Consider the following 16,885-nt stretch of genomic DNA (forward strand, 5'->3'; position numbering starts at 1 on the left):
TTTATGTCCAAATATAGCCGAGAGCTAAAATGTATCATTGCTAAGCAATACTTAGATGGCACGTCATCTCTCTACTTAGCAAAACAATATTCAATTTCTTCAAGGCAGATACGGTATTGGGCTCAAGTCTTTGCCATCCATGGTACTGATTCATTTTTACCAACTAAGCATGCCGCGACTGCTCAAACAAAACGAAAAGCATTGAATTTAATGTGGACGAATGAATGGTCTCTCACGCACACTAGCGCAGTATTAAACCTCTCATCCCCTGGGACACTGTCTGCCTGGCTCAAACGATTTAATGAGCTCGGTATCAAGGGGCTCAAAATGCGCCAGAAAGGAAGACCCTCAATGAAACAGCAACCTCAACGAACCACTAAGCCGGATAATGAAATGACACTTGAGGAGCTAAAAGAGGAGTTAGTCTACTTACGAACCGAGAATGCTGTTTTAAAAAAGTTGGAAGAGTTGGAGCAGGAAAAAAACCGTCGAACAAAGAAAAAGCGGTCATAGCTCTAACTCTTAAAGGCAAGTACCCGTTGAAGCACTTACTGCAGACTCTACAGCTGACAAAAAGTGTCTTTTATTATCAGGCTCAAACGAGCAAGCGCCCAAATAGCTACGAACGTGAGCTGCGGTTGATAAAGTCAATTTATCATGAACATAAGGGCCGATACGGTTATCGTCGTATTCATTTAGAACTAAAAAATCAGGGGGTCGCGCTTAATCACAAAACGGTTCAAAGGCTTATGGCTCAGCTCAACCTTAAATCGACGGTCAGGATTAAAAAGTACCGTTCATACCGAGGAGAGTCTGGAACAGCTGCTCCCAACGTGCTTGAAAGAGATTTTAGTGCGACTCAACCCGATGAAAAGTGGGTAACTGATGTCACGGAGTTAAAAGTCAAAGAGCAGAAAGTATACTTGTCTCCCGTTGTCGACTTGTTTACTCAGGAAGTGGTAGCTTATAGAGTGGCCAAAAATGCCTGCTTGCCGCTTGTCACGGATATGCTGACGGAGGCTATATCAAAGCTGAAACCCAACTCAAAGCCAATTATACACAGCGATCAAGGTTGGCAATATCGCCATCGACAGTATCAGAAAAAGGTAGCGGAGAGTGGGTTAACGCAAAGCATGTCGAGAAAAGGTAACTGCTTGGATAATGCTGTTGCTGAAAACTTTTTTGCTTTACTCAAAACCGAGATGTATCACAACCAAAGCTTTGAAGATGCAGATGCTCTGATAGAGCAAATTAAAGAATACATCGAGTACTACAATACCAAACGTATAAAAGTGAAACTAAAAGGCCTGACTCCGATAGAATATCGAACTCAGGCCTTGAAAGCCGCTTAACAGAAATGTCCAACTTTATGGGGTCACTTCACTACGCATGGCTTTTTGGTTTCATAACATCGCAAATCTAAGCTAATTCGGCTTCTTCAATTATGTTACTGTTTGCTTATTCAAAGGCGTTTGATAAGGAAGCAAGCAAAGTGGCAAGACAAGAAGAGAATATACAATTCCAGCTCGTTTCAAATTCTGAATTCGAAGAACTGTTTGCGTGTGTGAAACAAGGTCTTTTCATACACGTAGATGACGTTTTCGGTTGGGATGACGACTTCCAACGTCAACGACTTTTAAACGATTACCATCCCTCTTGGTTTCATTGGGTATACCGAGGAAAAGAGAGGATTGGACTTGTGTGTTTTAAGCCTTATGACAACGCATACCATATTCATCTGCTGATCATTTTTCCTCAAAACCAAGGCCGCTCACTTGGCAAGCAAGTCATGACTCTCATACATAAGAGAGCCACGGAAGAGCGACGTGAGCAAGTCACTCTGTCGAGCTTTAGAAGTAACACTCGCGCCATTAGTTTTTATCAGTCACTTGGCTACCGAGTTATTGATGAAGGAGATGATGATTTTATGGGATTGGCTCTCAACCTAGCTAACTCTCAGCCTCGCTAACCATAGAGAAAATACAGATAGCGAGTAGGTAGAGAGCGTTTACTTTAGCGCGCTTGAAATATCTAATTTCTCAATCAATGACGGAAAACCCCAACCGTTCTCGCCTTCGACCACCGATTCTCCGGTCAAATACTCAAACAGCGTTGGCGCTAAAGATCCGTTAGCTTCAATTTTCAATTGCTGAGAGTTATCGCCAATTGGCGCTCCCCAGAATCCGATGAAAGCATCTTTCTCTAAGTAATCCTCACCAGCATGACGACCCGGCACCTTAGTGTTGTAGCCAATTCCCGCTTTAGGGAACAAGTTAACCGTGCCAGCCCTATCTTCAAGGTAGATATTAGCCAGTTGATTCACTGAATCTGGTCGAAGTGTTGGCTGCGTCAATGAAGTCCACTCAGCACTACTACACCACGTTGTCACATCCGCTTTAACCGCTCGGTTAATACACTTGTCGACCAATTGAGAATACTGTGAAAAATCAGCTTCGCTTGGTGATGCTAGGTATGGATTTAACCTTTGCGTATTGAGCAAAATCGGCGCTCGGTTATCTTCCAATGACTCATAGAAAAGCTTGTCACCTTCACGTGTGATCAATTCATCGACCCGTTTTAAATCACGGTTGCCAATCACACGAACAGCGCAACGTTGTTGATCACATGTGCTTTCTCTTACGACCATATAATCAAGACTCTCAGGCAAGCGTTGCGCTATCTGATTGATGATGTCTATGTTCTGACCAGCTGGCGCTGCAATCGGAGACCACTGCGTGAGTTCTTGGTAAACAGGCTGAACCTGCCACCCTTGAGCCGAATTAAAGAAGTCCATCATGAAGTTACCACCAGCAGTCGAGGCAACCACCACATCCAATTCCTTCGAGCTTGGGTAGCTTAGAGCATTGGTGATTTTAGGCCCTTCCCCCTCGTCCGAAGATATCTTCTTAACCACAATTGGATACTCTAGCTCTGCTTGTAAGCCTTCGAATACCTGCTTTTCGGGGTTGAGCGCGTAGAACACTGGCGTTAAACCATGATCTCCTGCCATGCCCCATAGCGTTTTATCGTAAACGCCTGCACTGCGGTAGGTCGCTTCAATCTGGCGAATCCAATAGTCCAGTCGGTTAAGCTCTCCAGTCGGCATCAGAATTTCGTCACTAAAAGGACCGGTAAAGTGTGCGAAGTGATCCGGCCATGGGTTATAAACCAAGGTGTAGTCGGGCATCCCTTTTCCATCTAACTCGGCAAACTGAGTGATCGACTGTTTAACCAGAGCTCTCTTTGAAAACTTAGTGAAAAAATCAAAGCCAGATATAGACTGATACGCTTCAATATCTTCAATCAAGGCTTGACGCTTTTCTTGCAAAACCACTTCGACTTCTGAACGTTCTTGAAGCTCTTTAACGCAGCGTTTCTCACCATAATCACGCAGTGACTCACCCAAACCTAGGTTTACTAGCCCGTCGTAAGTGGTGTGAGCATTCCAATCATATTGAGCGTTGCAGTTCAGCGTTTTCAGGTAATCAAGGCGATCAAACATGGTCTGCACCTTGTTGTTTGCCATCAACACATCCAACTGCAGGGCATCATTGCCGAAGAAGTAATAAGCTCGGTCGATCTCTCGGTCAACAAAGTGGAAATTAGGGATACCAGTGCCACCTTGCCCCGATACTTTCGCGCCCGTTTTAATGATCGGTAGATTACGTACGCTGATCGTCGGAGTAGAAGAGATACCCACTCGGCTTATATTATTTCGATTCTCTTGATAAAGTTTTTTGAAGAACGGAAGATAATTCGGATCACGGTAGGTTTGTTCAGACAGAACCTCCATGAACCTCACCTGCTGTTGATGCTCAGGCTCAATCACCGTTTCTAGCTTAGGTTTGTATTGCGCTCGGTTTTTATGGTTCTGATAAGCAACCGAAATGAAAGGTGAATCTTCATCAACCAAGCCTTCGATCAACCCCTGCTGTAAACCATCGACAGTCACTTGAACCGCAAAGCGCTTGTGCTGTTGGGATTCTAAGAACTGAATGAGCGCATCAGGCTGGTCACTGAACGCTTGCTGCATCCAATCATCGAGCGCTTCTGCACGTTCTTCTTTAAACACAAACTGTCGGTAGGCTTTCAGCAAGTTTAAGCGCACAAAATCAATAAGCGTGATGGTAAGAGCTTGTGCTTTGTTATTCGGCTTATCAGCGTTTTCTGGTTTACCATCTTCTGCAATCGCCAACATTGCAGACTTCATGTCGCCGTCATCCATTCCCAATGCCGCTTTACCGATCAAATCAACAATGATCGGTTGAATTTGAGCGATGATAGCTAGATCTTCAGGGCTATTGGTTAAGTATGTGTAATTCGCAGGGAGCGTGTCCATATCCTGCCAAACACCAATTTCGAATAACGCATCGTAGATAACCACCATGTTAGCAATGAACTGTTCATCGATACGAATACCTTCATGATGTCCCGTTGCTTCAGTCGAGGTATCTGGCTCGTGATGCTCTGAGGTTGGCTTATCTCCAACATGATAGAGGCTATGTTCAAAGCCCTTTAGCGCCTGCTTATCATAAACCGTCGACAAGTAAGATTTGAACACATCTTCACTGCCCAAGCCTGAATAGCGGTCGTAATAACTATAGAGAAAATAACCCAGAGGAATTGAGTACGTCGGGTTAGATAACTGAGCAACGACTCTGGCTTTTGTTTTGACATCTAAAGGGAGAGCGAGAATATACGCATCTAATGTAACGCCACCAATCGTGAAAAGAGCCGCATCACGAGTTAGTTTGGCAGAATAACTTAGGCTTGAAAGCACCTGATTTTTCAACACTTCACTGGAGCTAAACACGCCACCAATGACGGGCGTTGTTGATATATCAGCCGCACTCGGAGCTGACGCAAGCGCCAACGATAAGACACTGAATAAACTGGCGTAACTGCGAACGTGAGAATAAGAGCTCATCAAATTTCCTTTAGATCAACACACTTCTATAAATACGACTTATTGTTTCAGTTTAAACTGATTAGTCAACCTACGGCCATCTCTAAAGGTTATACAGACAACCAGCACCTATAAAATATATACACATCTATAAATAACAATCACTTAACCCAACCTGCAATTGACAGGAACATCAATTACAAACACTAAACATTCACCATAGATATCACTCGCATATATAACTCAGCTAATTAGATATATCTCTAGAATAAACACTCCTGCTATTTCCGCTATATACCGTTTTGATACATTTCTCATCAATGGCATTCAATTTATAAATAGTCATATTTATCAATGACATTCTCCCGATTGATTCCAGAGTAATAATTTTTTATCAATAACTTAATAGGAGAACTAACATGAATGGTCAACGTTCACTGTTAGCAGTGGCAATAGCCCTAGGGATAGCAGGATGTGGTAGCGACAGTTCGGATAGCTCTACAACTGATACTGGCGGTTCAACAGCAACTTCAGCGTCTTTAACAGCAAAAGCCGCTGATGGCTATTTGGTAGGAGCCAATGCGTGTTTGGATCTAAACAGCAATAAAGTTTGTGATAAGGATGAGCCAAGTGCCGTAACGGGTGACGATGGTTCGTTTACAATTGATAATCTAACTCAAGAACAACTTGAACAAGGTACTCTGTTGATCGAAGTGGTTGCTGGGCAAACCATAGATACCGATAACCCAGGTGTCGTTCTAAGCAAGAGCTATCGCTTAACTGCACCTCCAAAATCCGCATTTATTAGCCCATTAACGACTCTGATTCAAAATGAAATAGAGAGTGGTTCTTCGTTAGAAGAAGCTAAAACAGCTATTCAAGAGAAGTTAGGGACAACTCTCGATTTAACGCAAGATTATATCGAAGCCAAAAACAATAATGACTTAGCCGATTCACAAAAAGCGGCTTTTGAAAACCTACACCGCGTTGCTCAAGTTACCGCTTCAGTCATGGCAGAGAACACGGATGCGTTATCAGAAACAGCAGCGGGCGCCGGTATTTCTGTCGAAGCACTCACCGCATTGATTAATGAAGAAGTAACTCGAGTCCTCGAGGAAGTCGTAAGAAATATTGAAGCAGCTGGAGAAAACTTCAACCCAAGCGACATTGCTGGCAGCATTAATCGCGATCACATCGCCATTAATGACTCTAATCTCGAAGATAAAATTAAAGAAAATGACGCAAATAAAGGCTCTAAGCAAGCCGACCTCGCGAAGCTTATCAAAACAGACGGTATCAATTGGTTTGGCGGCGATAATGACACTGGCAAAGATTTAGTAGTTGCCTATGGAACATTGAAGTCTGATGCAGATAACTCAGTTACCGATACCAGTTATATTTATGATTACTTTGCTGAGCAATTTGTTGAGTTTGAAGATACACCTGACACAAATAGCATGGTGTTAGGACAAAACGGTTGGGAAGCGAGCGATGATACCTTAACCAGCATTAAGCCGAACGAAGACGGCAGCTTAACTCTAGAATCTAGAAGCTCGATTTTTAGTGAAGTTGCTAGCGCCAAGCAATTAGATATCAGTGGGCTCAATGTTCGTTCCATCATGGATCAAACGGATGATGAGAACGTTTGGTCTAACATTATGCCAGTAGGTTTAAAATTCCCTGACAACACAACCGCATATAAATTGTCTGTAGAAGACATCAGCGACAACATTTATACCTTTTACAAAGGTGATTGGTGTGCCGAGCACGCTCCGGATCGCTATGAAGCGCTCAATAACATGTGTAACGGCATTAGCGCCTTTAAGAATGGCAGCGATACATGGCTTGCCACTTTGGCATCGACCATTGCTGAAGATGAATCAGACCGTCATGACACAGCGTCTAACAATCATGCAGATTTAATTCCAATGGCAGGCATGGAAAGTGCTGAAATATTTGCACAGCTGCTCTCTAACGGCACCGTAGTTTATTATACAAGAGCATGGAATTTAGATTCTACATTCTCCAAATTGTCAGAACTCGGTTCGTGGAAAGATGAATCCGTAAATGGCGAGGTATTACGTCAAGTTACGATTCCTGAATCTATCCACTCGCAAGCTACATGGTCTAACTACCAAAAAGAAGATAACTCCGCTTACTTGTCTGTAGTCGAAGGCTTTGTACGTATTACCTACAAGGAAGTTGAAGATGCAGGCAGTGAGGCTTATGTTTTTGATGAAGCGACTAAGCAGTTCATTTTGGATAACGCATTAACACCACAACCTTTACACCCTCTCAACCTACAGGCTTGTCTTGACTCGCTGCCGGATGCTGAGTTCATTGCGACGGCTAATGACGTCACGGTTTACGATGTACAGCGCACACCGATATGGGATCCTGAGCCAGTAACACAGAACCTAACTTATGAGTTTATCTATCTTGGGAATACTTTCTCTTGGCTGAATGACGTTACGTTGGTCACCGGGCTACCAAGTTGGATTTCGGACTTAGCAGGTAGCTTAGAAAAAACGCGTATCGATATCAAAGATCCGGAAGGTACTTTAATGGGGTATGAGTATTCATATAGCTCTGAAGATCACTATCTAGGTCAAGAGGGCTTTAACTCTGATGACTCACTAGGTTGGGGATCGGCTAAAGCAGTATTACCACTGACGATTACTGACAACCAGAAAATCATCAATCAAACGGTAGACTTTGGAACGTCAACTAACGCACCACTTGCCTCTCAGTTTGATTATTGGTATGACGAGATCAGCGGTGAATTCGGTGAAACTGAGTACCCTGGATTAAGAACCGTTTCTGTAGAGACTTCACTAGACGATATTATCTACGGACGACCTTACTTTCTGCACACTTTCAACTACCAAGAAACCTACCTAGGTAAAGAAGAAGTTACTGTGCCTGCGGGTACCTTTGCTGCATGTAAAGTAACAAGTGAGACACAATTCGAAAATGACGGACCTCGTGACACTCAAACCACCTGGGTGACCAACCGAGGTTCAATTAAGTCCACCCGTGAAGAACCTTCTTGGGGCATGTCGATTGTGACTGAGGCAAAAAGCTTACCTTCTATTCAATAATCGTTAGATAATATGAACAAGCCAATATCTGAACTGACCCCCAATAGTTGGACACCAATTATTGGGGGTCTTTTATGTCCAAATATAGCCGAGAGCTAAAATGTATCATTGCTAAGCAATACTTAGATGGCACGTCATCTCTCTACTTAGCAAAACAATATTCAATTTCTTCAAGGCAGATACGGTATTGGGCTCAAGTCTTTGCCATCCATGGTACTGATTCATTTTTACCAACTAAGCATGCCGCGACTGCTCAAACAAAACGAAAAGCATTGAATTTAATGTGGACGAATGAATGGTCTCTCACGCACACTAGCGCAGTATTAAACCTCTCATCCCCTGGGACACTGTCTGCCTGGCTCAAACGATTTAATGAGCTCGGTATCAAGGGGCTCAAAATGCGCCAGAAAGGAAGACCCTCAATGAAACAGCAACCTCAACGAACCACTAAGCCGGATAATGAAATGACACTTGAGGAGCTAAAAGAGGAGTTAGTCTACTTACGAACCGAGAATGCTGTTTTAAAAAAGTTGGAAGAGTTGGAGCAGGAAAAAAACCGTCGAACAAAGAAAAAGCGGTCATAGCTCTAACTCTTAAAGGCAAGTACCCGTTGAAGCACTTACTGCAGACTCTACAGCTGGCAAAAAGTGTCTTTTATTATCAGGCTCAAACGAGCAAGCGCCCAAATAGCTACGAACGTGAGCTGCGGTTGATAAAGTCAATTTATCATGAACATAAGGGCCGATACGGTTATCGTCGTATTCATTTAGAACTAAAAAATCAGGGGGTCGCGCTTAATCACAAAACGGTTCAAAGGCTTATGGCTCAGCTAAACCTTAAATCGACGGTCAGGATTAAAAAGTATCGTTCATACCGAGGAGAGTCAGAAAGCTGTCCCAACGTGCTTGAAAGAGATTTTAGTGCGACTCAACCCGATGAAAAGTGGGTAACTGATGTCACGGAGTTCAAAGTCAAAGAGCAGAAAGTATACTTGTCTCCCGTTGTCGACTTGTTTACTCAGGAAGTGGTAGCTTATAGAGTGGCCAAAAATGCCTGCTTGCCGCTTGTCACGGATATGCTGACGGAGGCTATATCAACGCTTAAACCCAACTCAAAGCCAATTATACACAGCGATCAAGGTTGGCAATATCGCCATCGACAGTATCAGAAAAAGGTAGCGGAGAGTGGGTTAACGCAAAGCATGTCGAGAAAAGGTAACTGCTTGGATAATGCTGTTGCTGAAAACTTTTTTGCTTTACTCAAAACCGAGATGTATCACAACCAAAGCTTTGAAGATGCAGATGCTCTGATAGAGCAAATTAAAGAATACATCGAGTACTACAATACCAAACGTATAAAAGTGAAACTAAAAGGCCTGACTCCGATAGAATATCGAACTCAGGCCTTGAAAGCCGCTTAACAGAAATGTCCAACTTTATGGGATCATTTCAAGCTCATCGCTTTCCCTAGTTAAACGCCCTAGCCACTCTGCCGTTACTGCTCAATTCATAATGACCAATATAGGCTGGGATAAATACAGATTGCCCTTTAGTGAGCGTTAAGTGCTCGCCTTTCTGACTCACTAGCGTTAGATCAGCGTCTATTGCCATTAATATTTCAGCGCCGCTTGTGATGACTTCTTCTTGTTTGGGGCCATGAAAGATATTGAAATCAAAATCACTGACCGGGATATCATAGCTATCACATTGACCCAGTTTTGAGGGTGCTAATAATAAGCGTTCGAACGGGATTGGCGTAAACTCTGTACACGCAACTAATTCAGCGACATCAATATGTTTTGGCGTTAAACCAGCACGTAACACGTTGTCTGAATTTGCCATGATCTCGAGCCCAGTTCCCTTAATGTAAGCGTGCGGAGTGTTCGCATTCAAATACATCGCTTCACCCGGCTTCAATGTAATCAAGTTAAGTAGCAGAACACAAAACAAACCGATGTCGTTCGGGTACTGATGGCTAAGCTCAGTAACCAAAGCAAATTCAGCTTGGTCTTGGTGAGCGTCTGCGTAAGTCAAAAGTTGCTCTAACGCATGATGTTTACGTTGGTCATCTAGAGTTAACAGATCGCGGAAAAACGCTTCTAAGCCTAGAGAATCAAGGTTGTTGCCAAACTCTTCAACTAAACCAGCCAGCTCGCTCGAATCCAACGTTCTGAACAGACCTAATATTTCATCGAACTCTCGAAAGCTATTCATCGCTTGGTATTCAGTGATCGCGTAAACCAATTCAGGTTTATGGTTAGAGTCTTTGTAATTACGATGCCCTGCAGTCAGAGGGATTCCTGCTTGCTCCTCTCTCGCAAAGCCTAATTCAGCTTGTCGCTTGTTTGGATGCACCTGAACAGACAGCGCTTTTTCTGCCGCCAAGATCTTAAACAAGAACGGCAGTTCACCGAACTCCTGCGCAATATCAGTAGATAGATAGGCCGGTTTATTCTTGTTAATCAGCTCAGAGAGAGGCACCAAATGTTGGTCTAGCTTGACCATTGAACAACCTTTCGGATGCGCTCCCATCCAAACTTCCGCTTGCGGCTCTTGTGACTCATTCTTAAAGCCAAACAGTTCACGTATCGAAGAAATGCTCCCCCATGCATAATTTTGGATGGTGTTTTCCATTAGGAAAAATGAGTGTTCTGAGAAGTGGCTGAGTGACATGGCGTTTTCCGTAGTGAGCCCTTTGAACACAATTCAGAGAGCTGATTTCTAATAACGTAAATAATTAGAAAGACTACAGAGAGCAGCTAGAACCCACATGAGATGAGGTCTTAGACGCAATAGGAAAAATTCTTAGAAACGGGTGAGAACGATGAAAAGCGTGAAAAGAGTCACATTTGAATACTACGTATAAAAAACGCTGAAGATAAGATAGCTGCACAATAACCAGAGGACTATTAGCAGCTATCTTATTGACGAAGAAACCCCTTAAAAACCAGAGCGAGCCTCTGCACTTTTCTGAGGTGATTGAGCTTGTAGGAAAGGCAGTAGCAGCAACCCGATGACCGCAGCACAAGTAGATATGGTAATGAAGAACCCACTCCAACCGTAGGTTTCTAGAACGAGCGCTAATGGATAACCAGAAAGTGCTGCACCCATGTAAGCAAACAAGCCAACAAAGCCTGTTGCTGCCCCGGCAGAGTCTTTATGTGAGCATTCCGCGGCAGCCATGCCAATAAGCATTTGAGGGCCAAACACAAAAAAGCCAACACAAAACAGCCCAGCCGCTTGAAACACAAAGTTGGTTAAAGGCATAAGCCATAAAGCCGATACCGAGAGAAAAATACCAATCGCAAACAGGATGTTCATCGGGCCACGGTTGCCACCAAACAATCTATCCGATCCCCAGCCAGCAACAAGTGAACCAACGAAGCCACCAATCTCGAACAGAGACAAAGCAGCATTTGCGTTAATCAAACTGTAATGGTGTTCTTCGGTGAGATATAAATTACCCCAATCGTTGACGGCCGTTCTTACGATGTAAACCAACACATAACTAAAGGCGAGCAACCAAATGTACTTGTTGCTGAACACGTAAGTTTTCAAGATCTCTCGATAGCTTAACCCTTGCCCATGGCTCTCTTGCGCCAATTCTAGATGGTCATTGCGCCACTTCCCTACAGTCGGGAGCCCCATGGTGGTGGGCTTATCACGTAAGCGCCAACAGACGATAAGACCAATAAAAACACCAATCACACCCGGCCATATAAACCCTGAACGCCAACTGTATTGAAGAGTTAGATAGCCCACAAGAATAGGGATAAGCGCCCCGCCAACGTTATGGGCTGTATTCCATATTGCCCAGCGAAATCCTCTCTCGGAGCGAGAATACCAAGTCGTCAATAACTTAGAACATGAAGGCCAACCCCAGCCTTGGAACCATGCATTGAGCACCCAAAGCGAGATAAAAGCTGCTAACGAACTTGAGAAGCCAAACGCGATGTTTATCAGACCAGTCGCGATTAAACCAAGCCCCATGAAGTAGCGAGGGTTTGAACGGTCCGATATTGTTCCTGAGATAAATTTCGATAAGCCGTAAGAGAGATAAAAGAGCGTGCCAATTAAGCCGATATCACCTTTGTCTAAGCCAAGATCGGTGATCATGGCTGGCGCGGCATAATTGAAGGTTTTACGAGTGAAGTAAAAACCAGCATAACCAACATACATACCTATCATGATGTGAAGGCGCCAGTAGCGGTAACTCTGATTGACCTCATCATCACTTAGAGTATGACGATTTGACGTTGTTGAGCGCAGAAATCCAAACATACTCGTTCTCACACTTTAGGTAATGTAACGCTGATATTGGTGCCCGAAGATGACCCATTAGCGTTGATTGTCATCTTGCCGCCGAGTGCCTGAACACGCTCTTGCATACCACGAACCCCCATTCCTTTGAGAAGATCTTGCGCTGTAAAACCAACGCCATTATCTGTGATCTGAAGGTCAGCTTGGTCACCTAAAATCAGTTCAATTTTAATCTCGCTCGCGTTGGCGTATTTAGAGGCATTGTTTAGAGATTCTTGGCACAGTCGGAAGAGAGTGACCTTGAGCGTGTCACTCAAACACGAGTAATCACCTTGCCAATTTAACTGGATATCAACGCCGTGATCCGAAAACTCCATCTCTCGAATAAGCTGTTCCACAGAATCTTTTAGATCCAGATCGTCCAACATCTTAGGTCTTAATTTTGTAAGTAGACGTTTGGTGGTGTCATAAACATTCAAAGACAATGACTCAATGGTACCCGCACAGCGAACGCTCATCTCAGCGGCATCAACGCGTTTAATAATGCTTGCCTGAGTACGAATTGCCGTGATGTTTTGGCCGATTTCATCATGCAGTTCACGCGCAATATCACGACGAACCGACTCTTCAGCGGTCACTAACTGACGTGAAAGGTTTTGATTTCTGGAGAGTTCACTTCGCAATTTGGAGTTGAGATCTTTCTGCTTTTGAACCGCTAAACCAAGCAATATGCCTGTGATGGTTTGAGCAGACAGAGACAAGAGCAAGTCGGTAATTTCGAGTTTGGATGTTCCGCTGTGAGCAGCAATCAACGCGACACTATTTAGCATTGTTGCAAGCAGAGCACCTTGCCATCCATAACGAACGGCGAGTAAGATAATAGGGATCGCCATACAGAACGGGGCGAAGCGCCTTAATTCATCAGGCAAACTGGTTTGTATTAAAATACTGGCGACCAACAAGACGCTATATAAAGCGATGTGACGAATTTTGAACTCAACGACATTGTTGATTAAGTAAGAGCTCAGTGGCGCCCACTTATTTTGGAATAGATAGTTCCAGACCAGATAACACATAGGCACCAGCATCAGTCCACCCGTGATACTCGCTAACCACACCATGTAAACGGCTGGTACATGAGAACCCACCACAGCAACGTTAATTGATGCGGTGACCATGATTAAGCTCGCCATCACTAGCAAGTGACGATTCTGGTCACCAGAATAATAACGCTTGGCAATGAGAGTGGCAGGAATACTCAATCCACTGGCGATAAGGATCGTCAGCCATTGAGGTTCATCAAGTAGCAGAGCTAAAGCGATCGCAAGCCCCCACTCGGCAATATAGATAGCAGGCCAATAGTGAATGCGAGTGTGCAGCGTCATTCCCAGTCGAAGTGAAAACGGGAAAAGCAGAATGGCTAACTCAGGATCATTAATGAAATAGAAAGCAATAACCCATAAACAGAACCATGCACAGCCAGCCATAAAAACCCCACACAGGGAGGTGGCTAGATAGGAGCGCATTAGTACTGGTCTTGTGTGAACAATTTAGCTAACTCGACGTTGTTCTTAACATTGAGTTTGTCCATGGCATTGGCACGGTGTACATGCACCGTTTTATGGCTAACCCCTAGCTCAACGGCGATAGATTTCACATCGAGCCCTGTTGCCAATAACTGACACACTTCGCTTTCTCGGCGGGTGAGTTGATTTAAAGAGGCTTTATTCTTCATGGGTGTCGCAAGCTTTATTGCGATATCGGGCGTGAGATAACAGCCACCATTTGCGCTCGTGTGTACGGCTTGAATTAACTCATCAGGGCTACAGCGCTTGCTGAGATAACCTTTGGCTCCTAACTCTAATGACTTCTCAACCATCGCCGGAGAGTCATGAACGCTCAACATGATGCTGGCAATGCCAGATGGAATCTCTTCCAATAAGCTCAGGCCACTTTCGTCTTGCATTGAGATATCTAAGATCACGACATCAGGGTGACAACTTGGTAATCCGAGGCGCGCTTCTGCCGCAGAGTTGAATTCCCCCACGACCGTAATATCAGCTTCAAGACTGAGTAATTGAGCAAAGCCAGATCGAACAATGACGTGGTCATCAACAAGCGCAACATTAATCATGATATTAACCAGAATTAAGAGTAAGAAAGAAAAATAGCCCCAACAGGAGCTATCTAAAATTGAGTTTATTGATAGAGATGATACTGAATCGAACTAACGATTGGTATGATCTCACGTGCTTTAAACCAATAAAGCACGTGAGACTCGCTACGCGTTTTGAGACGCTAAGTGCATTTTCTTAGCATGGCGAATCTTCTTCTCTTCCGCAACCGCAACGAATAGCAGTAACACGATACAAATGGCAGCTGACGTATCAAGCGCTGCGAACGTGCCTTTCCAACCCGTTAAGCCAAAAATAGGCGTGCCGTCTGCAATCATACCTAGGCCAAGTTTGGCAAAACTGTCACCAATTAAGTAAGCAAATGTACCTTTCACGCCATCCGCAACGCTGATTGCTTTCTTAGGCACGAAACCTACTGCAGCAACACCAATCAGCAACTGAGGACCAAACACAAGGAAACCAAGCACAAACAGTGATGCTAGGTACATGAACTCACTTGTTGCATGCTGGTAGAACTCTAGAGAAACGATGATCAGGCCAAGCGACACACAAGCAACCAAAGCACGGCGTCCGTTCGCAAGGTCTGACAGATAACCCCACATTAACGTACCGACTAGTGCACCAACCTCAAACAGAGTGAAGCCTGAAATCGCGGTTTCTTTTGATAGACCTAGCTCTTGATACGCATAAACGGTAGACCATTGATCGATACCGATACGAACAATGTATAAGAAGATATTCGCGAAGCAGAGCAACCAGATCACTTTGTTTTTCAGGATGTATTCAACAAAGATCTCTTTCTTAGTCATTTGATTTTCTTCAGCAGCCGTATCTTCTTCGCTGACTTCTTCATCAAACAACTCTTCGACTGTACCTAAGCCATATGCTTCTGGAGAGTCGTTACCAAAGCGCATACCAATAAAGCCAACCACAATCGCAATGATTGATGGGAACACAAACATACCGATCACGTTGCCATCAAATAGGTAGTTAGCGCCGAACAGAGCAACACCAGCCGCACCTGCGCCACCCACGTTATGCGACATATTCCAAAGGCCTAAATAAGAACCACGCTTGTTACGAGGCGTCCATTTAGTGATGGTCGAGTAGCTTGAAGGACCGCCCGTACTTTGGAAGAAACCACTCAACGCATAGAAGGCAATCATCAGGAATAAGCTAGCGCTGCCGCCGCCCATACTGAAGCTGAAGCCCAACATGGCAATACCAGAAAGGACAAGCATAAATGGCAGGAACTGCTTGGTGTTTTTACCATCGGCATAATAGGAAACGACAGTTTTACCGATACCGTAAGTGATAGAGAAACCCAGACCGATAAGACCTAGATCCGTCATCGATAATCCATAAGTAGAAATCATGTCGTTTTGCGCGACATTGAAGTTCTTACGGATCAAATACATGGTTAGATAACCAATGAACACGACGAGGTAAGATTGTAGGAATGGTTTAAACCACATTTTTCTTCTAGTTTCGACCGGAAGATCCAGCGTCGGTTTTCGAACCTGATCTAGGAACTTTAACATTGTGAACTCTCTTATTATTTATGAGGTCTGCACGGCATAATTGCGACCATGCATTGTTTGTTATTTGATAGGGAAATAATAAGGAGTCTAAAAATCGACCGCATGAGAGAGGGTCTTAGAATAACTAGGAAAAATTCTTAGTTCAGAATTGGGAATCAAGAAAGCGTGAACAGCATCACTTTGTTTACGGTCTGTTATGGATTGATATTACGATAACAAAAGTCACTCATTTCAAGGCGGACGAACCTTGTAAACAAACAGAAACAAGTGGATTACTTCACTAAAAAAACACCAGTATCGGTTCATCACCATCAAACTCCATGGTGTGTCCGATACTGGTTCAACATCCATTCTTATTAAAATAGATTCAATAGGCTTGTTACGTTTCGTGCGAATCGTACTACAGTCGTTTACCGCTGCCGTCTTCCCACATCACTTCGCATTCATCCTTGATGGCGGCCTTTAATAATTCAACCAGTGGGAACGCTCGGCTACCGATATTAACAGGCGCTTCAACCACCTCTTCTTCATTGTCGTCATCAGTATTTTCTTGCTCTACGGGCTTGCTCTGCTCTGCTGCAATAGCAGCACGTAGATTATCCAGAGCTTGAGGAACCTCTGAAGCATCCATAGCACCTGGAATGGAACCGCTATGCCCAAGCATCTTGATGAACTGAAGGCCAACTTCACCAAACATCGTGACGCTAGCATGAGCTTTACAACTAAAGGTAATTAACATAGTGAGCCTTTCTTAATTTTGGTGGTTTACAAACTATGTGGAGTAACTCACTGGAAAGCAAGTAGATAAACATCAAACAACGGTTACAAATTTGATGCTTAAATCTAATCTTCTAGAGATGACCTGCACCGTCGGTGATATACATCACTATTTGGAATTGGTTAAACAGTCTTTCATATGAAACCTTGATAGTAGTCACACTAA

Annotated in this window: 11 protein-coding genes and 2 pseudogenes; 6 read left to right on the plus strand and 7 right to left on the minus strand. The window is 43.9% G+C overall.

Features of this window, described 5'->3' with window-relative positions:
• The first annotated feature begins 3 nt into the window (after positions 1-3).
• The 3 genes and pseudogenes from OCV19_RS21930 to OCV19_RS21940 all read left to right on the plus strand — a co-directional run bounded on the left by OCV19_RS21930 (position 4) and on the right by OCV19_RS21940 (position 1,969).
• Positions 4-513, plus strand: coding sequence for a helix-turn-helix domain-containing protein (locus OCV19_RS21930; RefSeq protein ID WP_261875691.1), 510 nt, complete (start codon positions 4-6; stop codon positions 511-513).
• Positions 480-1,352, plus strand: a pseudogene (locus OCV19_RS21935) (IS3 family transposase); the annotation flags it as partial. The gene OCV19_RS21930 and the pseudogene OCV19_RS21935, both read left to right, overlap by 34 nt.
• Positions 1,353-1,444: 92 nt before the next feature.
• Positions 1,445-1,969 (plus strand): GNAT family N-acetyltransferase, encoded by a 525-nt coding sequence (locus tag OCV19_RS21940; protein WP_065677718.1) that lies wholly within the window; start codon positions 1,445-1,447, stop codon positions 1,967-1,969.
• Positions 1,970-2,008: 39 nt separating this feature from the next.
• Here OCV19_RS21940 and OCV19_RS21945 read toward each other — a convergent pair whose 3' ends face one another.
• Positions 2,009-4,927, minus strand: a complete 2,919-nt coding sequence (locus tag OCV19_RS21945) for an alkaline phosphatase family protein (RefSeq protein ID WP_065677719.1) — start codon at positions 4,925-4,927, stop codon at positions 2,009-2,011.
• Positions 4,928-5,325: 398 nt separating this feature from the next.
• Here OCV19_RS21945 and OCV19_RS21950 point away from each other — a divergent pair, with 398 nt between their 5' ends.
• The 3 genes and pseudogenes from OCV19_RS21950 to OCV19_RS21960 form a co-directional block, all read left to right on the plus strand.
• The gene (locus OCV19_RS21950) at positions 5,326-8,007 is read left to right on the plus strand and encodes a hypothetical protein (RefSeq protein WP_065677720.1); all 2,682 of its coding nucleotides are present in this window, start codon (positions 5,326-5,328) and stop codon (positions 8,005-8,007) included.
• A 74-nt stretch (positions 8,008-8,081) separates the two neighbouring features.
• Positions 8,082-8,591, plus strand: coding sequence for a helix-turn-helix domain-containing protein (locus OCV19_RS21955; protein WP_261875691.1), 510 nt, complete (start codon positions 8,082-8,084; stop codon positions 8,589-8,591).
• A pseudogene (locus OCV19_RS21960) lies at positions 8,558-9,427 on the plus strand (IS3 family transposase); the annotation flags it as partial. The gene OCV19_RS21955 and the pseudogene OCV19_RS21960, both read left to right, overlap by 34 nt.
• Before the next feature lie 46 nt (positions 9,428-9,473).
• On the opposite strand, the gene manA reads toward OCV19_RS21960, so the two are convergent.
• The 6 genes from manA to OCV19_RS21990 form a co-directional block, all read right to left on the minus strand.
• Entirely contained in the window at positions 9,474-10,679 is a 1,206-nt protein-coding gene (gene manA, locus OCV19_RS21965; RefSeq protein WP_065676396.1) for a mannose-6-phosphate isomerase, class I, read from the minus strand.
• A gap of 267 nt (positions 10,680-10,946) precedes the next feature.
• Positions 10,947-12,287, minus strand: a complete 1,341-nt coding sequence (uhpC, locus tag OCV19_RS21970) for an MFS transporter (RefSeq protein WP_065676397.1) — start codon at positions 12,285-12,287, stop codon at positions 10,947-10,949.
• 8 nt (positions 12,288-12,295) lie between these two features.
• Entirely contained in the window at positions 12,296-13,792 is a 1,497-nt protein-coding gene (gene uhpB, locus OCV19_RS21975; protein WP_065676398.1) for a signal transduction histidine-protein kinase/phosphatase UhpB, read from the minus strand.
• Positions 13,792-14,400 carry a transcriptional regulator UhpA gene (gene uhpA / locus OCV19_RS21980; protein WP_017061545.1) on the minus strand — a complete coding sequence of 203 codons (609 nt, stop codon included), beginning with the start codon at positions 14,398-14,400 and terminating at the stop codon, positions 13,792-13,794. The genes uhpB and uhpA overlap by 1 nt, the downstream gene beginning before the upstream one ends.
• A 147-nt stretch (positions 14,401-14,547) precedes the next feature.
• Positions 14,548-15,942 carry a hexose-6-phosphate:phosphate antiporter gene (uhpT, locus tag OCV19_RS21985; protein WP_065676399.1) on the minus strand — a complete coding sequence of 465 codons (1,395 nt, stop codon included), beginning with the start codon at positions 15,940-15,942 and terminating at the stop codon, positions 14,548-14,550.
• Positions 15,943-16,342: 400 nt separating this feature from the next.
• Entirely contained in the window at positions 16,343-16,681 is a 339-nt protein-coding gene (locus OCV19_RS21990) for a DUF1840 domain-containing protein (protein WP_048610005.1), read from the minus strand.
• Positions 16,682-16,885 lie beyond the last annotated feature (204 nt).

The sequence above is a fragment of the Vibrio celticus genome, assembly GCF_024347335.1.
Taxonomy (GTDB): Bacteria; Pseudomonadota; Gammaproteobacteria; order Enterobacterales; family Vibrionaceae; genus Vibrio; species Vibrio celticus.

What these genes read in the sequence shown, in the direction of transcription:
- OCV19_RS21940 (WP_065677718.1), top strand. Translation starts at nt 1,445, where the DNA reads ATGTTACTGTTTGCTTATTCAAAGGCGTTTGATAAGGAAGCAAGCAAA.
- uhpB (WP_065676398.1), bottom strand. Translation starts at nt 13,792, where the DNA reads ATGCGCTCCTATCTAGCCACCTCCCTGTGTGGGGTTTTTATGGCTGGC.
- OCV19_RS21955 (WP_261875691.1), top strand. Translation starts at nt 8,082, where the DNA reads ATGTCCAAATATAGCCGAGAGCTAAAATGTATCATTGCTAAGCAATAC.
- OCV19_RS21945 (WP_065677719.1), bottom strand. Translation starts at nt 4,927, where the DNA reads ATGAGCTCTTATTCTCACGTTCGCAGTTACGCCAGTTTATTCAGTGTC.
- OCV19_RS21990 (WP_048610005.1), bottom strand. Translation starts at nt 16,681, where the DNA reads ATGTTAATTACCTTTAGTTGTAAAGCTCATGCTAGCGTCACGATGTTT.
- OCV19_RS21950 (WP_065677720.1), top strand. Translation starts at nt 5,326, where the DNA reads ATGAATGGTCAACGTTCACTGTTAGCAGTGGCAATAGCCCTAGGGATA.
- uhpT (WP_065676399.1), bottom strand. Translation starts at nt 15,942, where the DNA reads ATGTTAAAGTTCCTAGATCAGGTTCGAAAACCGACGCTGGATCTTCCG.
- manA (WP_065676396.1), bottom strand. Translation starts at nt 10,679, where the DNA reads ATGTCACTCAGCCACTTCTCAGAACACTCATTTTTCCTAATGGAAAAC.
- OCV19_RS21930 (WP_261875691.1), top strand. Translation starts at nt 4, where the DNA reads ATGTCCAAATATAGCCGAGAGCTAAAATGTATCATTGCTAAGCAATAC.
- uhpC (WP_065676397.1), bottom strand. Translation starts at nt 12,287, where the DNA reads ATGTTTGGATTTCTGCGCTCAACAACGTCAAATCGTCATACTCTAAGT.
- uhpA (WP_017061545.1), bottom strand. Translation starts at nt 14,400, where the DNA reads ATGATTAATGTTGCGCTTGTTGATGACCACGTCATTGTTCGATCTGGC.